At 71.8% G+C, this 21,857-nt stretch carries 19 protein-coding genes, 1 tRNA gene and 1 pseudogene; 9 read left to right on the forward strand and 12 right to left on the reverse strand.

Annotated elements, in window-relative coordinates; translation table 11 throughout:
- Window positions 1-47: 47 nt before the first annotated feature.
- The 3 genes from ACZ6NZ_RS00865 to ACZ6NZ_RS00875 all read left to right on the forward strand — a co-directional run bounded on the left by ACZ6NZ_RS00865 (window position 48) and on the right by ACZ6NZ_RS00875 (window position 4,139).
- On the forward strand, window positions 48-1,715 hold the full coding sequence (locus tag ACZ6NZ_RS00865) for a dolichyl-phosphate-mannose--protein mannosyltransferase (RefSeq protein WP_465855892.1): 1,668 nt from the start codon (window positions 48-50) through the stop codon (window positions 1,713-1,715).
- A gap of 364 nt (window positions 1,716-2,079) precedes the next feature.
- Window positions 2,080-3,357: a VWA domain-containing protein gene (locus ACZ6NZ_RS00870; RefSeq protein WP_465854638.1), complete on the forward strand. Its 1,278-nt coding sequence runs from the start codon at window positions 2,080-2,082 to the stop codon at window positions 3,355-3,357.
- Window positions 3,357-4,139, forward strand: coding sequence for a peptidase (locus ACZ6NZ_RS00875; protein ID WP_465854640.1), 783 nt, complete (start codon window positions 3,357-3,359; stop codon window positions 4,137-4,139). The genes ACZ6NZ_RS00870 and ACZ6NZ_RS00875 overlap by 1 nt, the downstream gene beginning before the upstream one ends.
- Window positions 4,140-4,184: 45 nt before the next feature.
- On the opposite strand, the gene ACZ6NZ_RS00880 is transcribed toward ACZ6NZ_RS00875, so the two are convergent.
- Entirely contained in the window at window positions 4,185-4,454 is a 270-nt protein-coding gene (locus tag ACZ6NZ_RS00880) for a hypothetical protein (protein WP_203122828.1), read from the reverse strand.
- A gap of 198 nt (window positions 4,455-4,652) precedes the next feature.
- Here ACZ6NZ_RS00880 and ACZ6NZ_RS00885 point away from each other — a divergent pair, with 198 nt between their 5' ends.
- Complete coding sequence (locus ACZ6NZ_RS00885; RefSeq protein WP_465854642.1) at window positions 4,653-5,309, forward strand: 4'-phosphopantetheinyl transferase family protein; 657 nt, start codon at window positions 4,653-4,655, stop codon at window positions 5,307-5,309.
- 202 nt (window positions 5,310-5,511) lie between these two features.
- A complete protein-coding gene (locus ACZ6NZ_RS00890) occupies window positions 5,512-6,279 on the forward strand; it encodes a DUF4352 domain-containing protein (RefSeq protein ID WP_465854644.1) in 768 nt (255 codons plus the stop codon).
- A gap of 64 nt (window positions 6,280-6,343) precedes the next feature.
- On the opposite strand, the gene ACZ6NZ_RS00895 is transcribed toward ACZ6NZ_RS00890, so the two are convergent.
- Window positions 6,344-7,360 (reverse strand): hypothetical protein, encoded by a 1,017-nt coding sequence (locus tag ACZ6NZ_RS00895; protein WP_465854646.1) that lies wholly within the window; start codon window positions 7,358-7,360, stop codon window positions 6,344-6,346.
- Between the two features lie 121 nt (window positions 7,361-7,481).
- Window positions 7,482-8,570: a Gfo/Idh/MocA family protein gene (locus tag ACZ6NZ_RS00900; protein WP_465854648.1), complete on the reverse strand. Its 1,089-nt coding sequence runs from the start codon at window positions 8,568-8,570 to the stop codon at window positions 7,482-7,484.
- 59 nt (window positions 8,571-8,629) lie between these two features.
- On the opposite strand from ACZ6NZ_RS00900, the gene ACZ6NZ_RS00905 reads away from it, so the two are divergent.
- The gene (locus tag ACZ6NZ_RS00905; protein ID WP_465854650.1) at window positions 8,630-9,355 is read left to right on the forward strand and encodes a hypothetical protein; all 726 of its coding nucleotides are present in this window, start codon (window positions 8,630-8,632) and stop codon (window positions 9,353-9,355) included.
- Between the two features lie 133 nt (window positions 9,356-9,488).
- Here ACZ6NZ_RS00905 and ACZ6NZ_RS00910 read toward each other — a convergent pair whose 3' ends face one another.
- The 7 genes from ACZ6NZ_RS00910 to ACZ6NZ_RS00940 all read right to left on the reverse strand — a co-directional run bounded on the left by ACZ6NZ_RS00910 (window position 9,489) and on the right by ACZ6NZ_RS00940 (window position 19,805).
- Window positions 9,489-12,719: an RHS repeat-associated core domain-containing protein gene (locus ACZ6NZ_RS00910; protein ID WP_465854652.1), complete on the reverse strand. Its 3,231-nt coding sequence runs from the start codon at window positions 12,717-12,719 to the stop codon at window positions 9,489-9,491.
- Window positions 12,720-13,108: 389 nt separating this feature from the next.
- Window positions 13,109-13,182 (reverse strand) — tRNA-Ala (locus ACZ6NZ_RS00915).
- A gap of 241 nt (window positions 13,183-13,423) precedes the next feature.
- On the reverse strand, window positions 13,424-14,206 hold the full coding sequence (sepX, locus tag ACZ6NZ_RS00920) for a divisome protein SepX/GlpR (RefSeq protein ID WP_181549198.1): 783 nt from the start codon (window positions 14,204-14,206) through the stop codon (window positions 13,424-13,426).
- A gap of 200 nt (window positions 14,207-14,406) precedes the next feature.
- Window positions 14,407-15,057, reverse strand: a complete 651-nt coding sequence (locus ACZ6NZ_RS00925; protein ID WP_366605291.1) for a GNAT family N-acetyltransferase — start codon at window positions 15,055-15,057, stop codon at window positions 14,407-14,409.
- 111 nt (window positions 15,058-15,168) lie between these two features.
- The gene (locus ACZ6NZ_RS00930; protein WP_366605293.1) at window positions 15,169-16,482 is read right to left on the reverse strand and encodes a molybdopterin molybdotransferase MoeA; all 1,314 of its coding nucleotides are present in this window, start codon (window positions 16,480-16,482) and stop codon (window positions 15,169-15,171) included.
- Window positions 16,479-17,441, reverse strand: coding sequence for a UTP--glucose-1-phosphate uridylyltransferase (locus ACZ6NZ_RS00935; RefSeq protein ID WP_366605295.1), 963 nt, complete (start codon window positions 17,439-17,441; stop codon window positions 16,479-16,481). Before ACZ6NZ_RS00935 ends, ACZ6NZ_RS00930 begins: the two co-directional genes overlap by 4 nt.
- 9 nt (window positions 17,442-17,450) lie before the next feature.
- Window positions 17,451-19,805, reverse strand: coding sequence for a diguanylate cyclase (locus tag ACZ6NZ_RS00940; protein WP_465854655.1), 2,355 nt, complete (start codon window positions 19,803-19,805; stop codon window positions 17,451-17,453).
- Between the two features lie 84 nt (window positions 19,806-19,889).
- Between ACZ6NZ_RS00940 and ACZ6NZ_RS00945 the strand changes: the two genes are divergently transcribed.
- Together ACZ6NZ_RS00945 and ACZ6NZ_RS00950 are read left to right on the forward strand one after the other, a co-directional pair.
- Window positions 19,890-20,567: a 5-formyltetrahydrofolate cyclo-ligase gene (locus ACZ6NZ_RS00945; RefSeq protein ID WP_465854657.1), complete on the forward strand. Its 678-nt coding sequence runs from the start codon at window positions 19,890-19,892 to the stop codon at window positions 20,565-20,567.
- Window positions 20,564-20,770, forward strand: a pseudogene (locus tag ACZ6NZ_RS00950) (FmdB family zinc ribbon protein); the annotation flags it as partial. The gene ACZ6NZ_RS00945 and the pseudogene ACZ6NZ_RS00950, both read left to right, overlap by 4 nt.
- Window positions 20,771-20,784: 14 nt before the next feature.
- Here ACZ6NZ_RS00950 and ACZ6NZ_RS00955 read toward each other — a convergent pair.
- The gene (locus tag ACZ6NZ_RS00955; RefSeq protein ID WP_366606205.1) at window positions 20,785-21,012 is read right to left on the reverse strand and encodes a hypothetical protein; all 228 of its coding nucleotides are present in this window, start codon (window positions 21,010-21,012) and stop codon (window positions 20,785-20,787) included.
- 281 nt (window positions 21,013-21,293) lie between these two features.
- Here ACZ6NZ_RS00955 and ACZ6NZ_RS00960 point away from each other — a divergent pair, with 281 nt between their 5' ends.
- Entirely contained in the window at window positions 21,294-21,491 is a 198-nt protein-coding gene (locus ACZ6NZ_RS00960; protein WP_465854659.1) for a hypothetical protein, read from the forward strand.
- A gap of 129 nt (window positions 21,492-21,620) precedes the next feature.
- Here the strand turns inward: ACZ6NZ_RS00960 and ACZ6NZ_RS00965 are convergent, their stop codons facing one another.
- Window positions 21,621-21,803: a hypothetical protein gene (locus ACZ6NZ_RS00965; protein WP_465854661.1), complete on the reverse strand. Its 183-nt coding sequence runs from the start codon at window positions 21,801-21,803 to the stop codon at window positions 21,621-21,623.
- Window positions 21,804-21,857: the final 54 nt, after the last annotated feature.

The raw sequence follows: 21,857 nt of genomic DNA on the forward strand, positions 1-21,857 counted from the left end.
TGACGAGTGCGTCGACAGCGCAGACCCCGAGCGCCGATCCGGACAAGATGATCCCGGCGACAGGCGAGCCCAGTGCCACCCAGGAGCCGACGGCACCGAGCGCCGAGGGCGGCGGGGTGGTCGCCGTGGTCCGGCGACGGTTCGCCACCGTCGACACCCAGGTGGACAGGTTCTCCTGGCTGGCCACGGCAGTGGTGGTGGCCATCGCGGCGATCGTGCGCTTCGTCGGGTTGTCCAGCCCGAAGGGCAAGATCTTCGACGAGACGTACTACGCCAAGGACGCCTACGGCCTGATCTCCCGTGGCGTGGAGTGGAACTACCGGGACAACGTCCCGTCGTACGTGGTGCACCCCCCGCTGGGCAAGTGGTTGATCGGCGTCGGCGAGTGGGCCTTCGGCTACCAGGACGCGGATTCGAAGGTCTCCGTTCCCGGTCACCTGATGACCACCGCACCGGAGTTCGGCTGGCGATTCTCGGCCGCGGTGATCGGCACCCTGTCGGTGCTGCTGCTGGTCCGCATCGGTCGGCGGATGTTCCGCTCGACGGTGCTCGGTTGCGCGGCCGGCCTGCTGCTCGCCCTGGACGGCTTCCACCTGGTGCTGTCCCGGGCGGCCCTGCTCGACATCTTCCTGCTCTTCTTCGTGCTGGCGGCGTTCGGCGCGCTGGTCCTCGATCGGGACGCCCGCCGTCGCCGCTGGGCTCGGGCCCTGGACGACGGGCTCGATCCGAGCCAGCCGGGCCGGGCCGGGCGTCCGCCGACCGGTTGGCGCACCTGGCCGTGGTGGCGGCTGGCGGCCGGGGTGCTGATCGGCTGCGCCTGCGCGGTGAAGTGGAGCGCCCTGTACTTCGTGCCGGCCTTCGCTCTGCTGGTGCTCTTCTGGGAGGTCGGCGTCCGCCGCTCGGCGGGGGTCCGTCGGCCCTGGCGGGACACGCTCGTCGACGAGCTGCCCTGGCTGGTGCTCGCCGGCGTGCTGATGGTGGGCACCTACCTCGCCACCTGGTCGGGCTGGCTGCTCACCGACGACGGCTACTACCGGCTCGCGTCGTCGAACCAGTACGCGTCCGACAAGCTGAGCGACCGCCCCGTGATCGGCCCGCTGATCAACCTCTACGAATACCACCGCGCGGCGTACGGCTTCCACGCCCAGCTTGACGACGCGCACAAGTACCAGTCCTGGCCGTGGCAGTGGCTGCTGTTGGGCCGGCCGGTGGCGTTCCACTACGCCGGCGACGGCGTCTGCGGCGCGGCGAGCTGCGCCTCGGAGATTCTGCTGCTCGGCACCCCGCTGCTCTGGTGGTCGTTCCTGCCGGCTCTGGTGGCGCTGGCCTGGCTGGGTGTGGCCCGTCGGGACTGGCGGGCCGGCGCGATCCTGCTCACCGTGGCCGCCGGGCTGCTGCCGTGGTTCTGGTTCGCCCTCGAAGGCCGGACGATGTTCTCGTTCTACGCCGCGCCGGCGGTGCCGTTCCTGGTGCTGGCCGTGGTGTATGTGCTGGGCGCGCTGATCGCGCCGGCCGGGGGTGACGTGGGTACGGTGACGCCGCTGGTGCCCGGTGACCCGAGTTACGAGCGTCGACTGGTGGGCAGCATCGCGGCGGGGGCGTACGTCCTGCTGGTGGCGCTCTGCTTCGCGTACTTCTATCCGATCTTCGTCGGTCGGGTGATTCCGTACTCGGACTGGTTGTCCCGGATGTGGCTCGACGGTCGGTGGATATAAGCATCGACAGGCGGCGCGCCGCACAGCGCGACGGAAGAAGGGCCCGCACGCCGAAGCGTGCGGGCCCTTCTTGACAAAGACGCGCGCCCCGATCGCCTGCCACGGGGGAAGCGGGCGATTGGGGCGCGCATGAAGAGCTTAACCACCGCGCACCACCGGCACAACGGGTCGACTTGGGTCAGATTTCCGACGGAGGCTGGCCGAGCCGACACCTTGCCTCTCACAGTTGACCGAGGGTGACCCGCCATGGACCCTGAGCGCGGGTGCTGCCGATCCGAGCCGAACCCGACGTGGGCGGCGTCGCCGATTCCGCTCGCCCGCACCCAAACGATCATCCAAAGTGGATCTCACTACACTGCGGGTCGTGATCAACTTCAGACGATCGACGGCGGTCCTTCTCGGACTGTTGGCGACCACCGCGCTGGCCGGCCCGGCGCAGGCCGACGAGGAGCCGGTGCCCGAGCCGCCCCGGGTCGAGCTGGTACTCGACGTCAGCGGGTCGATGCGCGCCGCCGACATCGACGGACGCACCCGGATCTCGGTCGCCCAGCAGGCGTTCAACGAGGTGGTCGACGCGCTGCCCGAGGAGACACAGCTCGGCATCCGGGTGCTCGGCGCGACCTACCGCGGCAAGGACAAGAAGGTCGGTTGCCAGGACACCCAGCAGATCGTGCCGGTCGCGCCGGTTGACCGCTCCGCCGCCAAGGCCGCGGTGGCGACACTTCGGCCGACCGGGTTCACTCCGGTCGGCCTGGCGCTGCGCTCGGCCGCGCAGGACCTGGGCGCCGGGGCCACCACCCGGCGGATCGTGCTGATCACCGACGGCGAGGACACCTGCGCGCCGCCGGACCCGTGCGAGGTGGCCCGGGAACTGGCCGCCCAGGGCACCAGCCTGGTCGTCGACACCCTCGGCCTGGCCCCCGACGACAAGGTTCGCCGCCAACTGCTCTGCATCGCCAACGCCACCGGCGGGACCTACACCGCCGCGCAGAGCGCCGAGGAGCTGACCGACCGGATCAAGCAGCTCGTCGAGCGGGCCGGGGACACCCACACCCGGGCCCCGACAGTTGTCGGCGGCACGAGCGCGTGCGACTCGGCGCCCCTGCTCGCCCCCGGCGTCTACGCCGACCGGGAGGCGTTCTCCGAGCATCGCTACTACCGGGTGCCGATCCGCCCCGGGCAGGAGCTGCGGGCCTCGGTGAGCATGGCGTTGGACCGGGCCGTCAACCGGGACTACGGGGTGCTGCTGCGGGCCACCGCTGCCGACGGCCGGGAACTCGTCCGCGGCGCGGACGCCGGCAGCGGGCGGACCGACGTGCTCTCCGCCGGGCTGCGCTGGTCGGCCAGCGCCGATGACGAGGACGCCGCCGAGACCGGGCAGAGCGCCGCGCCGATCATCGAACCCACCACCGTCTGCCTGGTGGTCAGCAACTCGTTCGCCCCGCGTCCCGGCACCGCGGCCACCCCGGGAATGCCGGTGGAGTTGACCATCGACGTGGTCGCCGCCGCACCCGCACCGGACGGACCGGACCTCGGCCGGGGCTGGGTGCTGCTGGCACTGCTCACCATCGCCGGTCTGCTCACCGGTCTGCTGGCCGGCCTGCTCACCCGCTGGTGGGTCGCCACCTGGAGGGAGAACTGATGCGTACCGCACCGTTGCGGCCGATGGCGGCGCTGCTCGCCGCCGGCGTGGCCGCCCTGCTCCCCGCTGCGGCCGCCGCCGCACCAACCCCCTCCCCGGGCGCCACGCCGGTGAACCGTGCCGGCACGTCGTTCCTCACCGCCACCCCGATCACCGCCGGACAGCCGGTACGGGTGGATGCCTCGATCGGCGATCACCTCTACTGGTCGTTCCCGGCGACTGCCGGCCAGGTGCACGAGATCAACGCCACCGTCACCTTCCCCAAGGGACGCAGCGGCGCTTCCACCTGGACGGTGGACGTCTTCGACGGGCTGCGCCGACGCCAGGCGTGCACGGCGGGGGCCCAGACCCCGACAGCGGACGCGAAGGCGTCGAACCTGGTGTTGGGTTGCACGCTGCGCGAGGTGCGGCCGTGGGCGGAGCCCTGGTCGGCCGACCCGCTGCCCGGCACGTACGTCGTCCGACTCTCGGTGATCGATCTGCCGGAGCCGGATCTGGGTGCGCCGATCGACGTCGACCTGCTGGTGGGCACCATCGCCGACCGGGGCGCCTCGGCCGACGACGGCGAGTTGGCCGCCCCGCTGGTGCCGAACACCAAGGCCGGCACGGTGCTCAACGCCGTACCCCCGGTGGACGCGGAGGCCGACGACGAGAGCGGCTCGCTGACGGACTGGTTGCCGGATCTCGGCTCGCGCTGGGTCTGGACCGGCATCGGCGGCGCGCTCGCCGCGGTGGCCGGCGTGTTCGGCTTCGCGCTGACCCGACGCCCTCGACGTCGCTGACACGCTCCTCTGGTGGCCCCGCCCAGCGGCGGGGCCACCAGAGGGTCAGCTACGCCGGGAGCCGCGCGGTAACCAGCCGATGAACCTGTCCTGGAGCGACATCACCGGGGCCGCGCGCAGATCCTCGGTGGCGGCGGCGAGGCAGGAGCCCAGATAGACGCTGAGCATGGCGCGGTCACCCCCGTATTCCGCCAGCAGCCGGGTGCGCTTCGTCGCGCACGGCCACTCGTCACCGCAGGAGCCGCAGCTCCAGCAGGGGGTCTTCGGGGCGTGTTCGTCGGCCCGCACCCCCGGCCGTTCCAGACCATCGGTCATCGCACGTCCTTCCAGATGTCCACGGGACTGGCGGCTGCCGTGCCGGCCAGCATTGATGGTGGTCCCCCCGGAGCCATCAGGGAGAGCGCTGCGCGTCCCTCCGGTGTTACATCTTTGCGGTACCTTCGTCGGTCGTGGGAGTCGGAAATTTGACGGTTAACTCGATGCGTCATTCCTACCGACCAGTAGGTCACCGAAATGCGTGACCTGCTGCCATCGACGGTCGCCGTCGCCGTCGCCGGGCCGGAGGACTGGACGGGCGAATTGCTCCCCGCCGAGCAGGCATGCCTCGGCGAGCGGGCGGTACAGACCCGTCGGCGGGACTTTGTCGCGGGCAGGATTTGCGCCCGCAGAGCAATGCGCGACCTCGGCCTGCCGTCGACCGCCGTGCCGGCTGCCGCCGACCGCGCGCCGGTCTGGCCGGCCGGGATCGTCGGCAGCATCACCCACACCGCCGGCTACTGCGCCGCGGCGGCGGCGCACACCACCGACATCCGGTCCGTCGGCATGGATGCCGAGCAGCACCGCGAGGTCAATCCGGGAGTACGCCGACTCGTGCTGCTGCCCGAGGAGGAGGCCGTCTGCGCCCGGCTGCCCAGCGGCACCTACTGGCCGATCGTGCTGTTCAGCGCGAAGGAGACCGTCTACAAGGTGTGGCATCCGGTCGTCCGCGGCTGGTTGGACTTCCACGACGCCCGCCTCGACATCGATCCGGACGCTGGCACGTTCACCGCCCGGATCGCACCGGCCCGGGTGGACGCGGCGGGGGTCGACGACCCACCGGCATCGATCAGCGGCCGATTCGTGATCGCCGACGGGCTGGTCCGTACCGCCGCCGTACTTCCGGCACGTTGACCTCGCCGGGTTACTCAAAGCAATGAATGGATCACCGATCCACATTGGCGTCTGGTGACCGCTTGAACACCGTCCACGCTGGCCAGACACGTTCTGCGTCCTCGCCGTGGGAAGCCCTCCGGCGGGGCGATCAGTTGCTCCGCCACCCACGGTAACGTCGAAGAGTTCCCGCACCGCACGTACCGAAGCGCCAAGGAGTACGGTGACCCACCCCCAGCCTCGCGTCACGCCGCACGAGCCCCGACAGCCGAACCCGCAGCCGCCGACCCGCCCGTTCGCGGCGACACCGCAGCCGCCGTTCTCGGGGGCTGCGTACCCGGCGGCCGGCGGGAACACGGGCGATGGCGGCGGATACCGGGCACCCGGCGGCTCCGGCTACCCACTCATCGCACCACCACCGGCGCAGACGGACCGCGCCAAGAAGTCCGTCGTTGTCGTCGCGGTCACCGCGGCCGTCCTCACCCTGCTCACCTGCGCCGGCGGCATCGTGGCGGTCGTCATCGGCACCAAGGGCACCTCGACCACGGTGAGCGAGGCACGGGCCACCCCGCCGGCACCGTCGGCGAACGGCGATACCCGCGGGATGTCGCCGGGCGACACCCTGGTCGTCAACCGCGAGACCGGCACCGTCGAGATCACCGTGACGAAGTTCAGCAGCGCCACCAAACCCTGCAAGTCCCACGGACTGAAGCCCGGCGAGGGCATGTACGTGATAGCCGACGTGACGGTGGCCGTCACCAAGGGCACCGCGTCGACGAACCCGCTCTACTTCCAGTGGGTCGCCGCCGACGGCACCAAGACCACCGCGATCGGTGGGGCCTTCTCCGGCTGTGGCAAACCGATGCCGGCCGTCGACGACCTGACCGCCGGCGCCAGAAGCACCGGCAGCGTGGTGTTCGACGTGCACGACACCTCGGGCGCGCTGGAATACCACGACCAGTTCCAGACCGCCGGTTCCTGGAAGCCGTGACGCGTCGACGCGACGTGGGGCCGACCCGTCCGGGCCGGCCCCACGCGGTGGGCGAGTCAGCGAGTCAGCAGCCCGTCCAGCGCACCGGGGTCAGCCGGTCGGCGAGAACGTTGCGGAACCCGACGATGGTGCCCGAGTCGGAGATGGACCGCGCACCGACAACCACCCCGGTGCCGCCGCCCGGCAGGACCCGGGAGGTGGCGCCCCGGGCAACGCGGTCACCACCCACCACGACGCCCTTGGCGTTGACACCGGTCAGGGCCGGCATGTCCTGGTCGAGCACCGTGTGCGAGCCGTTGCGCAGGTCCCACCGCACCCTGGCCGAGGTGGTGCCGCCCAGCCACGCCTGGCCGATCGCCCAACGGCCCGCCGCCTCGCCGGCCGTGCTCCACTCGGCACCCGGGAATGTGAGCGCGTCGATCCTCCCGTTCGGCCGGCGGACCCAGCTGTTCCAGTCCCCGAAGGGTCCGGCGCTACCGACGATGGTCCCGTTGTCGGTGATCCCACCCGCCTGCGCGTCCAGCGGGGCGTCGAGCACCTCCACAGTGCCCGGACGGGCGGCCGGCCAACGCAACGCCACCAGTTGCCCGGGGACGATGTCCGAGCCGTAACCGACGATGTCGCCGGCGTCGTTGATGGCGCTGACGAAGATGCCGGTGGACGGCAGCACCGGCAACTGCTCGAGCTTGCCGTCGCGGTACCTCCACGGCTGCCCGTAACCGCTCTCCGCCGATCCGTTGCCGATCACAACGCCGTCGGCGTTGATGTCGACGGGGGTGTCCGTGCTCTTCGACTCCAGTTCGGTGACCCGCTGCCCGTCCCAGAACAGCAGCAGGTACTGGTTGTCGGTCGCGCCGACCCGCAGCGCGGTGCCCGCGACGTAACGCCCCGTCGGGTCGACCGCGTTCGCGTCGGCCCGATAGGTGTCGGCAGGGTACGGCAACGTGCTGATCTTGCAGGTGCGGGGGGTCGCCCCGCTGGGCGCGGCGGTCGCCGTAGCGGAGACGGCGACCCCGAGAGAGGTGGCCAGCAGACCGGTCGCGGTGGCTGCCAGCATCCGGCGTCGAGTGCTTCGGTTCATCGTTGCTCCCCCGTGTGGGGCCCGGGTGCTCCCAGGCATCTGGTTGATACCTGGCTCCACAGGCGAGCCGGCCGCACGGTTGCGCACTGTCAGCCAAGAGACAGCAGCCGAACAGCCGGAGCTACCGCCGCCCCCATGCCTCGGTGGCGGTGACGACCGGGCGGCCGGTGCGTACCGACTCGTCGACGGCGAGGCTGATCAGGTGGTCCTGGCAGGCTTCGGCCAGCGGGTACGGAGCCGGGCCCTCCTCCCGCGCCCACGCCCCGGCGCGGGCGACGATGTCAGCCACCGCGATGTCGTCGTCGGACATCCCGCTGCCGACGAACGGGTTGCGGTAGACCACGTCGCCGTCGAAGCTGATGTGCTTGAGGTCGAGCCCTTCGAGGTTGAGGTCGAGACCGGTCTGCCGTCGGGTCAGGAACGACTCCACCGGCGTGCTCGGGTCGATCAGGCGGACCACCCGGTCGTCCACCAACTCACCGCGCGAGCCCCGGATCACCAACCGGCGGGTGCGCAGCGGGTTCCACCACTGGTTGTCGGTGAAGTCGTACAACCCCATCCGCCCACCGAAGTCGATGGTCGCGAGGGTGGTGGAGAGCTGCTGCGGGGTGTCGTCGCCGCTCCAGCCGGCCGGCGATAGCGGGTTGGCCAGCGGCGCGACGAAGGCCCGCCCGCTCACCTCGGCGCTCTCGTGACCCACGCCGAGCAGACCCCGGATCAGTGAGACCGCGTGGTACAGGTGGGTCGACGAGATCTGGACCGAGGTCGGCTCACCGAGCACCCCGGCGCGGACCAACGCCAGCCGCGCCGCGTGCCCGGGCATCAGCAGGTACTGCTCGGCGACCTGCACCAGGCCGCTGTCTCCGACGTCGGCCCAGAGCGAGCGCAGACCCGCCAGGTCGGGGGCGGGCGGCGTCTCGGCGAGCACCGGTACGCCGGCCGCGACCAGTTCCCGGGTCGCCTCGGGCGTCACCGACCAGGGCACCGACACGAGGACGAAGTCCGGCCGCTCGTGGGCGAGCATCTCCGCACCGGTACGGAAGGTCGGCACACCCCAGTCGGCCGTCACGGCGGCTCCCCGTGATCCGGTACGCGTCACCACCCCGGTCACCCGGAAACTCTCGGGGAGCAGCCGGGCCAGGCGTAGGAAGAACTCACCTCGCCAGCCGCTGCCGATGATGCCGAACCGGGTCTGGGCCACCGAAGTCATCTGGGCTCCTCACGTAGAGATCCGGATGCTAGCCGCTCTCCTTCGCTACGGTTGCGCTGATGAACACCGAGCCGATGCGGGCCGTACCCGTGCTGGTGCCCGACGCGGGACCGCCGCCCCTGGACTACTACCTGGTCCTACCTCGGCCCGACGACAGCGGCCCGGTCACCACTGTGGATGGGATCGTCGTCGAGGAGTTCACCCGCCACCACGACTTCACCACGACGGGGCTGGACAGCGCCGCCTGGACCCCGGAAACCGGCTGGTGCAGTTCCGCCGCGCTGAGCCGCGCCATGCGCACCGACCCCGAGGTGCTGACGCGGGTGCTCCCCACCTCCCGCCGGGAGGCCGAGGACGTCCACCGCGCGCTCGGTGGCGGGCAACTGCCGGCCGAGGCGGTGCTCCGTACGCACTTCCTCGACCATCAACCGATCGCCACCGCCCCGCCGCTGCGGCTCGGCCCCGCGCAGGCACCGGCCGGGTTTCACGAGCGACGGATGTACCGCGTCCTCTTCGCCAAGGATCTCCGCGCCGAGCAGGTGGCGAGCCTGGCGGACGCCGGCGGGCGGCACGAGTACGGCCGCTGCGAGCGGTCGTCTCGACAGGGGTGCGGACCAGATCACCTAGGACCCGCGACGGTTCGGCGGCAGCCTGGGCTGGGGTCTAGACGTGACAGTCCTGCTGAGCACCGATGTGGCCGAGGCGGTGGGCTCGACCCTGACCGACCTGACGAACGTCTGCACGAGCACGGTCTGATACCGGTGACGACCGAACTCTTCTCCTAGCTGCGCTCCTGGCCGAAATTTTGCGGATGTCGCTCCGCTGCCGACCGCAGGGAGGGGGCGATGGACGTCCATCGCCCCCACCGCGTTCAGGTCTGACTCTGCCTGCTTGGCAGGTCCGGACAATCTCGTGCTCTCAGTCCTTGTCGGCCTCGTCCATCAGGGCCTTGGTGAGGATGCCGCCAGCGCACCCACCCACCGCACCGAGAACCCCACCGAGCGCCGCGGTGGCGGGTCCGCCGGGAGCCCCGCTGACGGCTCCGGTGAGGGCGCCGCCTGCAGCGCCGCCGGCACAAGCCTCCCCGTAGTCGATTGCGAGGCCGGTCGGGTCGACGTAGTTCACCGGGTTGCCGGCGGCGTACGCGTACCGGTTGCCGTTGGCCGGGTCCGCGAGGAAGCTCAGGCTGTCCTGTTGGGTGAAGCGGCCGGTGTTCGGGTCGTACCAGCGCCGACCGAACTTGGTCAGGTCGTCGTGACGGGTGCCGCTGGCAAAACCGATCGCGTTGTCGATGATCTCGTTGTTGCTGCCGACCGTCTTGACCACCTTGCCGTACGGGTCGTAGGTGTAGGAGCCGGACAGCGATCCGTCGTACTTGATGAGGGCGACCACCGAGCCCAGCCCGTCAAACACGTAGAAGTAGTGGTCGAAGGTGTTCCCGGTCTTGCCCCGGAAGCCGAGCGGCGTGCCGAGCTGGTCGCGCTCGACGTAGTGCCGGCCGTAGGTGCCCGGCACTGTGTAGCTCTGCACCACGCTCTGACCGTTCTGGTCGTTGCGGCCGAAGAAGTACTCGTACTCGAACCGGGGCGTGCCCTTCCAGCCCAGCTCGATCTGGTCGGCCCCGTTGTACGCCCAACCGAGCTCGGCGCCACCGGCGGTGAAGCCGCGCATCAGCTGCCCGGCGGTGTTGTACTCGAAGTCGCGCAGCGCCGAACCGCCGAGCTGGTTGCCTGCTCCATCGTGGGAGTAACCGGAGCTGGTGATCTGGTTGCCGGCGTTGTACGTCAGCGTCTGCGTGGTGACGCCGTCCACCTTCTCCGAGGTGCGGTTGCCGTTGCTGTCGTACGCGTAGTCGTAGGTCTTGCCGTCGATGTTGGTGGCCTTGGTGAGCCGGTTGCCCTTGTCGTAGGTGTAGAGGCTGACCGCGCCGGCGCGGTGGTGGTCGGTCTGCCACTGCCGTAGGCCGGTGTCGTCGGCCTTGACGGTCGAGCAGGGCGAGGTGCCGACCCGCTTGGCGTAGCAGTAGGAGACGTCGAAGACGGTGCTGGCCGTGCCGCCCTGCCAGCGCTTGCTGGTGGTCCGGCTGATCCGACCGGACTGGTCGAGGGTGTTGACGGTCTCGGCCACCTTCACCGAGGAGACGGTCAACGTGGTGGAGGTGCGGCGTCCCTCGTCGTCGTAGGTGAAGGTGTAGGTGCCGTTGGCGGCCACCAGCTTGGTGAGCAGGTTGCGGGCGTTGTAGGTGTGGAACGAGCTGCCGCGCTCGTCCTGCTGCTCGATGAGGTTGCCGACCGGGTCGTAGACGTACCAGAGTCCGCCGACGCTGCCGGCCCGCCGGCCGGTGAGCCGGTTCAGCCGGTCGTAGAAGAAGTTCTGGTACGCGTTGCCGTCGATGCGGGCGTAGACGTTGCCGCCGCCGTCGTACTCGTAGGCGACGTCGGGGATGTCCGGGTACGTGATCCGGGTGACCCGGTCGTCCAGGTCGTACTCGTACTCCTGGGTCCGCCCGGTGCCGTCCGTCGCCGTGCGCACCCGGCCGAACTCGTCGTAGCTGAACTGACGACCCCCGAGCGTCGTCCCCGCCGGTGGGGTGATCGAGGCCAACTGCTTGTTGGCGTCGTACTGGTAGGTGGTCCTGTTCGTGCCGTTGCCGGGGTCGGTCGACGAGGCGATCGTGCCGTCGGTGTTGTACTCGACCTTGGCCTCGGCGGCCAGGGCGTCCGTCGTGGCCAACTGGTTGCCCGCGCCGTTGTACGTGTACGACGTGCTGTTGCCCTGGCTGTCCGAGCCGGACGACGGCTGGAAGTTCGCCGTCGGGTTGGTGGGCGTCGCCACGTTCACGTAGGCGAGGGAGGCCTTCGCCCCGGTCGGCGTGACGACCTGGGTCGGCGACAGACCACCGTTCGCCTCGTACGAGGTCGTGGTGGTCGCACCGGTGCCGCTCTGCGTCGACGCCAGGTCCAGGTTCGGGGTGTAGGAGAAGTTGCGGACCTTGCCGTCGGGGTCGACCAGGCTGGTCACCCGCTTGTCGGCGTTGACCGTGTACGTGCTGCGCGGCACCGAGGTGACCGGCTGCGACTGGTTGGTGTTGGCGTCGGCGACGAGCGTCTGGGTGGCCGACGGATACGCCCAACGGATGGTGGCGCCCACCGTCGGGTTCTGCGGCTGGAAGGCCCGGGTCAACGAGGTCACCCGGTGTGCCGAGTCATAGGTGATCGAGGTGGCGTTCCCGAGATTGGAACCCTGGATGCCGCCCGAGATCCTGGTGACCCGCCGCGACGAGTCGTACTCGAAACGGGTGTCCCTTCCGCTGGCGGAGCGGATCTGGGTCAGGTTGCCGTTGCTGGCGTAGCTGTACCTGACGCTGCGGTACTGCCCACCGGCGACGGTCTGCTCGATCGCCGAGAGGTAGCCGTTCGAGCCGTAGAGCACCTTCGCGGTGCGGACGCCCGCAGCGCCTCGGTTGGTGGTCACCGCGGTCAACCGGCCGCTGCCGTCGTAGCTGTAGTCGGTGAGGCCTTCGTTGCGGTCCTGGCTGCGGTCCAGCTGCCCGGCGGAGGTGAAGAAGAGTTGCCGCCCGCTGTCGTGCTCGACCAGCTTCCAGCCGGTGCCGTCGGCGGTGAGCGTCGCCTTGAACTCCTTGGCGGCGGTGTAACCGGACCCGCTCGGGGTGAACCGCCCGATGACGCCGTCGGCCGCGACGTACGTGACCGAGTTGTCGTCCGCCTTGATCAGCCTGACGTCCACCCCGGCCCTCGTACGCCAGCTGTAGCCGAGCGAGCCGGTCGGCACCTCGCTGCCAGTGAGCAGGCTGTTGTACGCCGCGCCCAGCACGAGGCTGTCCGCGATGCCCGGAAGGGCCAGGTCGGTGCTGCGGATGAGCAGGTTTCCCGAGCCGGTGTTGACCTGGGCGGTCAACCGGTCAGTGAGTTGGAACGTGCTGAACGTTCCGTTGCGGACCGGCCCGGTGCCGATCGGGACCGGGATCGGCCCGGCGAGCTGGCTGACCGGAGCGTTCGACGGTCCGAGCGCTCGCTGTTCTGGCGAGCCGGGCGACGCGGGCTGGGACGGCGGGGCCAAGGCGGGCTTCGCCGCCGCCTGCTGCGGCGCGGCGTGCGCTGGCACGACCACCACACCGGACGTGGACACCAGTAGGACACCCAGCGCGACTCCGGTGGCACGTCGTCGGCCACCCGCCCTTGGTAGGAACCTGAGCATGCAACTCCCCCTTGACGATCCTCGAGATAGGAAGGGCTCCGCGGACGCGCTGGTACGCGGCCCATCCGTATGAGCTGCGGTGGTCGGCACAGGTCAAGGACCCAGGCGCATGGCGTCGGCCGTACTCCCCTACCGTCCGATCAGGACCGGGACGACCCGCCGCGAGATCGAGTAGAGCACCGATGATCGCCGTTTGGGACAGATGGGCTGTTCGGGACTGTTCGGGCCCGTTCGGGTCCGTTCGGGACGCGCGGCGCCTGCCGCTACACAAGATCGAAAAAGGCCGCCTCCCATACGGGAGACGGCCTTCTTACCTGGGGTGGAGCTGAGGGGATTTGAACCCCTGACCCCCTCGATGCGAACGAGGTGCGCTACCAGTCTGCGCCACAGCCCCCCGCCGGCGAACCGGCTTCGGTCCCACCCGGCTTACACCGGGCGGGCCGGCAGCAAGGCTAACAGGTCGTCGGCCTCCACCGCGAATCCGCCCCCGGCCCGGCGCTCCGGCCCGCCCGAAGATCGACTCGGGTTCCTGGAAATCGGGGCATCCCGGACGCCGCAACCCCCCGACTTCCAGGAACCCGAGTCGATCAAGCCAGCCAGGCACGGCCCGGACCGAGGCACGGCCGCGGGCCGGGTCAGGCGCCTCGGCCGGCCTCGTAGGGGCGACCACGCAGGCCGCCCGACCGCCGGTACGAGACCGATCCACCGTTGACCGCCGCCGGCAGGTCCCCCGGCCGGTCCAGGCCCATGGCGGCTCGGCGTACCCCTTCGCGTTGGGCGGCGAGGCGGCGCTGCGCCTCCCGGCGGGCCGCGGCCCGGCGGGCCTGCTCCCGGCGCACCTCGGCCTGCCGGGCGGCCAACCAGGCGGCCTCCCGGGCTCGGGCGCGGCGGCGGCGACGCCCGGCCAGGGCCTGACCCCGCAGGTGCACGACGTAGAGGGCCAGGAGCAGGAAGGTGACCCCGAAGCCGACCCAGAAGCCGGGGCTGACGAACAGCACACCGATCAACTCGACGACGTTGAGGAGCAGCAGGGCGGCGAGCACCCGGCGACGCCGGTACACGGCGGGGGTGTGCTGTCGGCGCGGCGGCGGGCGGCGACGGGACCGCTTCGGCGCGGCGGGCACGGCGCGCAGTCGGCCGGAGCGGCGGACGGCCGGCGGCGCGGAGACCGGCGCGCTCAACGCGCCGGTAGTCGCATCCTCACTGAGCGTCACAACCAGTGAGCGCGGAGGATGGACGGGTCGCCGTCCCGGCACAGTGCGGCGCCGTCGGCGGCGCTGGAGCACCCGCGCCGTCGACTGCGCCCGCTCCGCCACCAGCCGCTCGGTGGCGTCGTACCGGCGAACCAACGCCGGGGCCAGGGCGAGCAGGCCGGCGGCGGCGAGGACGGCGAGGAGCACCGAGGTCGGCACCCTCACCCCTCCCGTCACCGAATTCGAAGCAACCGCCACCCGACCGCAGGATCTTCCATCGATCACGCCTGGGCGCGTGGATCGTCCGGCCGGGGAGCGCTTGCCGCAGCTTGCAGTTACTTGAGGTTACGGCGCACCGACCGGGTTGCCACCGCGCCGCGCCGATCCCGTCCGTGGGACGAGTGGGCGAATGTCCGGAAATCCTCCTACCGCGCGTTGGCGCGAACCCGGTGCCAGCGGGCCAGCAGGCCACCCTCGGCGGCGATCTCCTCACTCGTCATCGCGTACCCGATGTGGTCCCGCCACGCGCCGTCGATGTGCATGTAGCGCACGTGGTACGACTCCTCGCGGAAGCCCAACTTCTCCACCACCCGCCGGGAAGGCTGGTTCTCCGGACGGATGTTCACTTCCACCCGGTGCAGCCCGCCCGGGCCGAACGCGTGGTCCACGGCGAGCGCCAGCGCGGTCGGGATGACACCCTGGCCGGCGACCCGGGCGTCCACCCAGTAGCCGACGTAGCCGGAGCAGAGCGCCCGTCGCACGATGCTGCCCACGTTGATGTGCCCGACCAGCCGGTCCCGGTCGGCCTCACGCAGGCAGACCGCGAACGGCATGCCCTCACCCTCGCGGGCCGATCGCCGCTGGTCACGGTGCACCCAGCGGAACGCGGCCGGCGAGTTCATCTCGTCCCAGCCGCCGGGCAGTGACGACTCCCAGGGTGCCAGCCAGGCCCGGTTGGCCCGCCGCACCTCCGACCATGCCGCCGCGTCGGAGCGCCGGTAGGGCCGCAGCAGCACTGGGCCGTCGGCCAGCTCCACCGGCCAGCCCGGTGCCCGCGCGGGTCCGAAGAGACTCACCTGGACAGTCTCCCGCGCGGGACCGTGTCGCGCGCAAGTGGCCTCACCGCGTCGACCGCACAGATCCGACGATCACCCGACGCGGGCCGCGAGCGGGCCGGCCGGGACGTGTCACCGGCGGCGGTCCAGCAGCAGGACATCCACTGTGGAACCGGCTGCGGCCGTGGTGACCCGCTCGCCGAGCACCAGCAGCCCATTGGCCTCGGCCAACCCGGAGAGGGTGAACGGTCCGCCGCTGAGCGGCTGGACCGTGTACCCGCCGCCGCGTCGCTCGGCGACGTGCGCCGGCCGGAACTCGCGCAGCCCGGTCGGCGACGACACGGTCTCCAGCAGGTGTGCCCGCACACTGGGTCGGAACACCGGTTCGGCGCCGGCGAGCAGTTGGATGGCGGGGCGGGCCAACACCTCGAAGCCGATCAACGCGGCACCCGGGTCGCCGGGCAGGCAGACGACCGGCACCTCCTCGGCGCCGACAGTGCCGAACCCGAGCGCGGTGCCGGGGTAGAGCGCCACGTCGGTGAAGGTGACCGGCCCGGCGCGACCGCCCTCACGGCGGGAGAGGATCCGACGCACCATGTCTCCGGGGCCGGTGCCGGTGCCCCCGGTCGTGATGATCAGGTCGGCGCGCAGCGTCTGGTCCTCCAGCAGCCCGCGCAGCCCCTCCGGGTCGTCGTCGCAGATTCCCACCCGGTACGCCAACGCGCCCACCTCGGCCGCCGCGGCGGTCAGCGCGTGCGAGTTCGCGTCCACCACCTGACCGGGCTGACTGCCCCGGCCCACGTCGACGAGTTCGTCACCGGTGGCCACGATGACCACCCGTGGACTGGGCCGCACCACCACGTGCCCGATGCCGGTCGCCGCGAAGACGGCGACCAGGGCCGGGGACACGTAGGTGCCGGCCCGAGCGAGCAACGTGCCGGCGGGCAGCTCCTCACCCGCCCGGCGTACCCCGTACCCCCGTTTGGGGGTACGGAAGATCTCCACGGCGGCCATGCCCTGGTCGGTCCACTCCACCGGGACCACGACGTCAGCGGCGACCGGCAGCGGAGCCCCGGCGGCCACCGAGAAGCACGAGCCGGGGGTGAGCCGGACCGGCCGCCAGCTGGCGGCACCGAGATCGCCGACCACGTTGAGCCGGATGGTGCGACCGCCGCGCGTGCCGGAAGGGGCCGGGACGTAACTCGGCCCCCGGCCCCCTCCCGAGATGTCCTCCCAGCGCGCGGCGTAGCCGTCCACGGCCGCCTGGTCGAAGGCCGGGAAGGCGTGCGGCGCGACGACGTCCTCGGCGAGGACGTTGCCGTGCGCCTGGGTGAGGTCGAGGTCGAGTGGCGGCAGCGCGCGCAACCTGCGCAGCACGCTGCCCAGGTAGTCGGCGAGCGGCGTCAACTCGTTCGCGGCCGCCTCGGCGTCGGCCGTCGCTGTCATGTACCAGATCCGCCTGCCGCGTCGGCCTTGACGAAGTCGGCCAGCCAGGACCGGAACTCGGTGCCCAGGTCCTCGCGTTCGGCGGCGATCTGCACCACCGTCTGGAGGTACCCCAGCGGCATGCCGGTGTCGTAGCGGGTGCCCCGGTAGACGATCGCGTGCACCGGGGTGCCCTCGCTGCGCAGCAGCTCCATCGCGTCGGTCAGCTGGATCTCGCCGCCGCTGCCCGGCTTGGTCCGCCGGATCGCGTCGAAGATCTTGCCCGGCAGCACGTAGCGGCCGAGCACCGCGAGGTTGCTCGGAGCGTCCTCCGGCTGCGGCTTCTCCACCATGCCGGTCACCTTGACGACCTCGCCGATGTCGGTCAGCTCCGACTCGGCCGGCTCGACGGAGGCGATCCCGTACCGCTTGGTCTCGGACGGGTCGACCTCGAAGAAGGCGAGCACCACACCGCCGGTGCGGGCCTGCAACTCCAGCATCGCCGGCAGCAACGGCTCCGACGGCTTGACGAACTCGTCGCCGAGCAGCACCGCGAAGGCGTCGTCGCCGACGTGCGACTCGGCGTACCCGATGGCGTGGCCGAGCCCGAGCTGCTCGGGCTGCCGCACGGTGTAGATCTCGGCCAGCTCGCTGGGCCGACGCACGGCGGCGAGCCGCTCGGCGTCGCCCTTCTCCTCCAACCTGGTCTCCAGGTCCGGGCGACGGTCGAAGTGGTCCACCATCGACGTCTTACCCCGACCGGTGATCAGCAACACGTCACCGATGCCGGCCTGCGTGGCCTCCTCGACGATGTACTGCAACACCGGCCGATCCACCACCGGCAGCAATTCCTTGGGCACCGCCTTGGTGGCCGGCAGGAACCGGGTGGCCAGTCCGGCGGCCGGGATGACGGCCTTGACCGCCAGGGGACGGCCGTTTGCGGCGACCGTCGATGAGGGGTTCGCTGAGTGCTCCGACATGCCGCGAGACTATCGGCCACGGCTCTGCCGCGGCGGGTGTGGCCCAGAAGACGCGCCGCCACCCGACCCCGGCCGGGCCGCGTCCGGGCCGGCCCGCGTGCCGCCCGTCGCGCTTTCCGGCGTGTCGTCGGCCGAATCCGGCCGGGCGTGCGCCGGGCCCGCCACCGATGATTCAGGTACGCCCGCCGCCGGGTCGGACCGGGCGGGCCCGCCCGGCTCCCGGGTGGCCTGCACGGGCTGGCCGGCGCGTGGCAGCCCGTCGGGTGGGCTCGCCGCACACGCGAGCACCGGGATCTCCCGGGTCGGCAGATCCGAGCGAACCTCGCCGACGCGGTACGTGTCGCGGCCCGCCGCCTTGGCCGCGTAGAGGGCGTCGTCGGCGGCCTCCAGCACCTCCCGCCCGGTGCTGCCGTGGTCCGGGAAGACGGCGATGCCCACCGATACGGTCACCAGGACCGGCCCGGCGTACCCCTCGACGGCGATGGGCGTGTCGCGCACCGCCGCGCCGAGCCGCTCGGCCACGATCGCCGCGCCCCGCGCGTCGGTCTCCGGCAGCAGCAGCACGAACTCCTCGCCACCCTGGCGGAAGGCGAGGTCGACCTCCCGGATCTCCCCGCGCACCCGCCTGGCGAACTCGGCCAGCACGGTGTCCCCCGCGGCGTGCCCGTAGGTGTCGTTGACGTCCTTGAACCGGTCCAGGTCCAACGCGAGGACGCTGAGCATCCGCCCGAAGCGGCTGGCCCGTTCCACCTCCCGCCGGATCGACTCGCGCAGGTAGCGGTAGTTCCACAGCCCGGTGAGCGGGTCGGTGAGGGAGAGCCGCTGCGCCTCCTCGTGCACCCGGACGTTGTCCACCGCCACCGCCGCGTGGCCGGCGAAGGTGCGCAGGGTGGCCAGGTCGTCGTCGTCGAACTCGTCGACGCCCAGCCGGTCGTAGAGGGCCAGCACGCCGAGGGCGGCCGCCGCGCCCGCCTCGTCGACCGGCCCCGAGGATCCGCCGAGGGTGGCCGTGGCACCGCCGGGCGGGGCGGCGAACGGAACCGCGACGTAGGTGCGACAGCGTGGCTCACCCGTCGGCGCCCCGGTCGGCTCCGCCCTCCCCCGCTGTGGTTCCCCGGTCGCGGCGACCTCACCGACCACGCCGACGCCGACCGGCACCCGGAGCGTCGGCGACCCGTCCGCCTCCTCCGCCGGCCAGCGCCCGTCCAAACCCTCGGTGCACTGCGCGACGAGCACCCCGCCGGTCTCCACCAGCAGGACGGCACCGGCACGCGCGCCGGTGGCGCCGATGGCACTGCGCAGGATCACCCGCAGGATGCGTTGCAGGTCGTGTGTGCTGGCCAGGGTGTCGCCGAGCACCGCGAGGTGCCCGCGCAGCTGGTCGCGGTTGCTGGTCAACGCCGCGACGTAGGAGCCGGTCTCCCGGGTCATCCGGTTGAAGGCGGCGGCCAGCCGACCCAACTCGTCACGACTGCGCACCGGCACCCGGGCGGTCAGGTCGCCCTGGGCCACCCGGTCGACGGCACCGGCCAGCTCCGCCAGCGGCCGGGTGGTCACCCGGGCCAGTCGCCACGCGGCCAGCACCGCGAGCAGCCCGGCCAGCACGACCACCCCGAGCAGCGTGGCGTGCAACCCCGGTGGCCGTTCACTGGGCACGGAGAGCACCAGCGGCAGCGGCTGCGCGTCGGAGGGCCCGAGCCTGCGCACGTACCGACCCTCGTTGGTCTCGGTGACCTGCTCGCCCCGTACGTCGACGGCGGCGGCCAGCACCGCGTCGCGGACGTCGCGGGACTCGGTCGTGTGGGTGACCCGCGCAGCGCTCGCCCCACTGTCGAGGAGGGTGACCGCCACCCCGGTCACCGCCGCCAGTCGGGCCACGAAGGCCGGGTCGACCAGTTGCGCGGCGGTCACGGTGCCCAGCCGGGCGCCGGCGCGATCGTGCAGGTCGACCTGGGCGGCCAACGCCCGGACCGGGCCGTCCGAGCCTGGGTTCGAGCCCCCGTTCGTGGCCTCGGCCGAGCCGTCGCAGTCCTGCCACGGGGTCGACGGGGCACCGGGCGAGAGGTAGGTGACCTGGCCGGTCACGTCGCTGACCAGCACCGCGGCGGCCAGACCCCGACCGACCAGTTGCGCGGCGGCGACGGCCGGATCGGCGGTGAGCGCCACCGCGTCGGCGGTGGCGCGTAGCTGCTGGCAGAGCGCGTCGACCGAGGTACGAACCGTGGAAGCAGCCACCGCCAGGCGCTCGGTGGAGCGGCTGCGGTCCACCGCCGCGACGGTGGAGGCGACGAAGAGCGCGCCGAGCAGGACGGGCCCGAGCACCACCACGAGGAAGGCTGCCGTCAACCGCCCGCGTAGCGTCACTCGTCCCCCCGGAAGTTCCGCCTCCGTTGCTTGCGATGCTGACACAGTGCAACCGTGGGAGAGGCGTTGCGTCAGGAGTGTTGCGTGCCGGAATTTTCTGATGAAGCGGAAGTGACCCGGGTGGCGAAGCGGAACACCCGCGTCGAGCTGCTCGCTCGCCGCCGGTCGCTGCCCGCTCAGAGCCGGGCAGCCGCCGCCGGGCGCGTGCAGGCCGAGCTGGTCGCCCTGGTACGCCGACTGCGCCCACACCGAATGACGGCGTACGTGCCGGTCGGCTCCGAACCGGGCGGCGGTGACCTGCCCGAGGTGCTGCGGGCGGCGCTCCCGCCGGACGCCGAGTTGCTGCTGCCGGTGCTCCTTGCCGACCTGGATCTGGACTGGGCGGCGTATACCGGGCCCGACGCGTTGATCGCGGCGGGGCGGGGTATCCGAGAACCGCTCGGTGCCCGTCTCGGGGTGGCCGCCGTGGCGCAGGCGGAACTCGTGGTCGTTCCGGCTCTCGCGGTCGACCACCACGGCCGGCGGCTCGGGCGTGGTGGCGGTTCGTACGACCGCGCCCTCGCCCGGGTGCCCGCGACGGCCCTCACCGTGGTGCCGCTGCACGACGGTGAGCTGGTCGAGGCGCTGCCGGCGGAGCCCCACGACCGTCGGGTGCGCGCGGTCGTCACTCCCGCCGACGGGGTGCGTACGCTTGACGGCGGCCCGGGTACGGCGCACGGTGTCGCGCCCCACACGTCTGCTGGACGAACCCGGGGCGAATGACGCACCATTGGCACTCGAATACGTCGAGTGCCAACTGGCTGAGCCCAGATCCGGAGGAGAACGTGCCCACGTACCAGTACGCCTGCACCACGTGCGGTGAGCAGCTCGAGGCGGTGCAGTCCTTCTCTGACGAGCCGCTGACCGAGTGCCCGGCGTGTCAGGGGCGGCTGCGCAAGGTCTTCAACTCGGTCGGCATCGTCTTCAAGGGTTCGGGCTTCTACCGCACCGACTCCCGGGCGTCCGGTTCCGAGACGACCGCCGGCGGCACGACCACCAAGCCGGCGAAGTCCGAGTCGTCCTCGACTGACAGCTCGTCGTCCTCTTCGGGGTCCTCGTCCTCGTCCGGGTCGTCCTCGTCCTCGGGGTCGTCGTCCTCCTCGGGGTCGTCTTCCGGCTCGTCCTCGGGCGCGTCCGGCGGCGGCAAGGCGGCGGCGACCAGCTCCACGTCCTGATCGCGCGTGGCCCGACCCCACCACGGGTCGGGCCTCGATCCACCCGGGTTCCGGGAAGTCGGCCGGTCCCCGTCGCTCTGACCGCCCGCTTTCCCTGATCTCGAGTCGATCACAGCGGTTCTCCTAGCAGATCGCGCCGAGGGGTGCCCGTTTTCCACAGGCCGGGCGGTTGTCCACAGGCGGCGGCCGCGGGTCGGCCGAGGCGGCGGAAACTGCCTAGCCTCCCGTACACGGGTGCCACTGCGGCGCTCGGGGACGGGAGGCGGCAGAGGCGATGGTCGATCCGGATTCCGCGCGGGCGTTGCGCCCGCTGCGCCAGCTCACTCTGCCCGGCGGGCGCACCCTGCTCCGGGCCGGTCTGGTCGCCGCGCTGCTCGGCCTGGCCGCCGCGGTCCTGCACACCCCGACCGGATGCCCTCCGACCGCCGTGCCCTCCGACGCGCCATCGGTGGCGGTCGACCCGACCCGGTAGGCCGACCAAGGTCGGTCGGGCGAGCGCAGCAAGACAGGCGCACCGGCACCCGGTCGAGCACCGGCCACCATCCACCGCAGGTCCGCTGGCGGATCGAGGTCGTCAAGGGTCTGGCCGAGCCTGCGGGGGTCAGTCCCAGTGCGGGGGCCGTTCGGCGAGCAGCCAGTCGTCGTTGCCGCCCGACCGCTCACCCCAACCACGGTCGGTGTCGTCGGTGGTCTGCTCGGGCAGCACCACGAAGTCTTCGCTCAGGTCGACGGCGCGGTCATCGTCTCCCCGCGCGCCGCGCGTGCCAGGGTCCTCGGTGCTCACGAGCGGCAAGACTAGCTCAGCCGACGGCGGCGAACCGGACCGCCGGCACTGGGC

It is taken from the genome of Micromonospora sp. NPDC047756, assembly GCF_055587245.1.

Excerpts from the sequence above, each read along its gene's own strand:
- ACZ6NZ_RS00875 (WP_465854640.1), top strand. The coding sequence starts at position 3,357 with ATGCGTACCGCACCGTTGCGGCCGATGGCGGCGCTGCTCGCCGCCGGC.
- ACZ6NZ_RS00930 (WP_366605293.1), bottom strand. The coding sequence starts at position 16,482 with ATGACAGCGACGGCCGACGCCGAGGCGGCCGCGAACGAGTTGACGCCG.
- ACZ6NZ_RS00880 (WP_203122828.1), bottom strand. The coding sequence starts at position 4,454 with ATGACCGATGGTCTGGAACGGCCGGGGGTGCGGGCCGACGAACACGCC.
- ACZ6NZ_RS00865 (WP_465855892.1), top strand. The coding sequence starts at position 48 with ATGATCCCGGCGACAGGCGAGCCCAGTGCCACCCAGGAGCCGACGGCA.
- ACZ6NZ_RS00895 (WP_465854646.1), bottom strand. The coding sequence starts at position 7,360 with ATGAACCGAAGCACTCGACGCCGGATGCTGGCAGCCACCGCGACCGGT.
- ACZ6NZ_RS00885 (WP_465854642.1), top strand. The coding sequence starts at position 4,653 with ATGCGTGACCTGCTGCCATCGACGGTCGCCGTCGCCGTCGCCGGGCCG.
- ACZ6NZ_RS00900 (WP_465854648.1), bottom strand. The coding sequence starts at position 8,570 with ATGACTTCGGTGGCCCAGACCCGGTTCGGCATCATCGGCAGCGGCTGG.
- ACZ6NZ_RS00935 (WP_366605295.1), bottom strand. The coding sequence starts at position 17,441 with ATGTCGGAGCACTCAGCGAACCCCTCATCGACGGTCGCCGCAAACGGC.
- ACZ6NZ_RS00960 (WP_465854659.1), top strand. The coding sequence starts at position 21,294 with ATGGTCGATCCGGATTCCGCGCGGGCGTTGCGCCCGCTGCGCCAGCTC.
- ACZ6NZ_RS00905 (WP_465854650.1), top strand. The coding sequence starts at position 8,630 with ATGAACACCGAGCCGATGCGGGCCGTACCCGTGCTGGTGCCCGACGCG.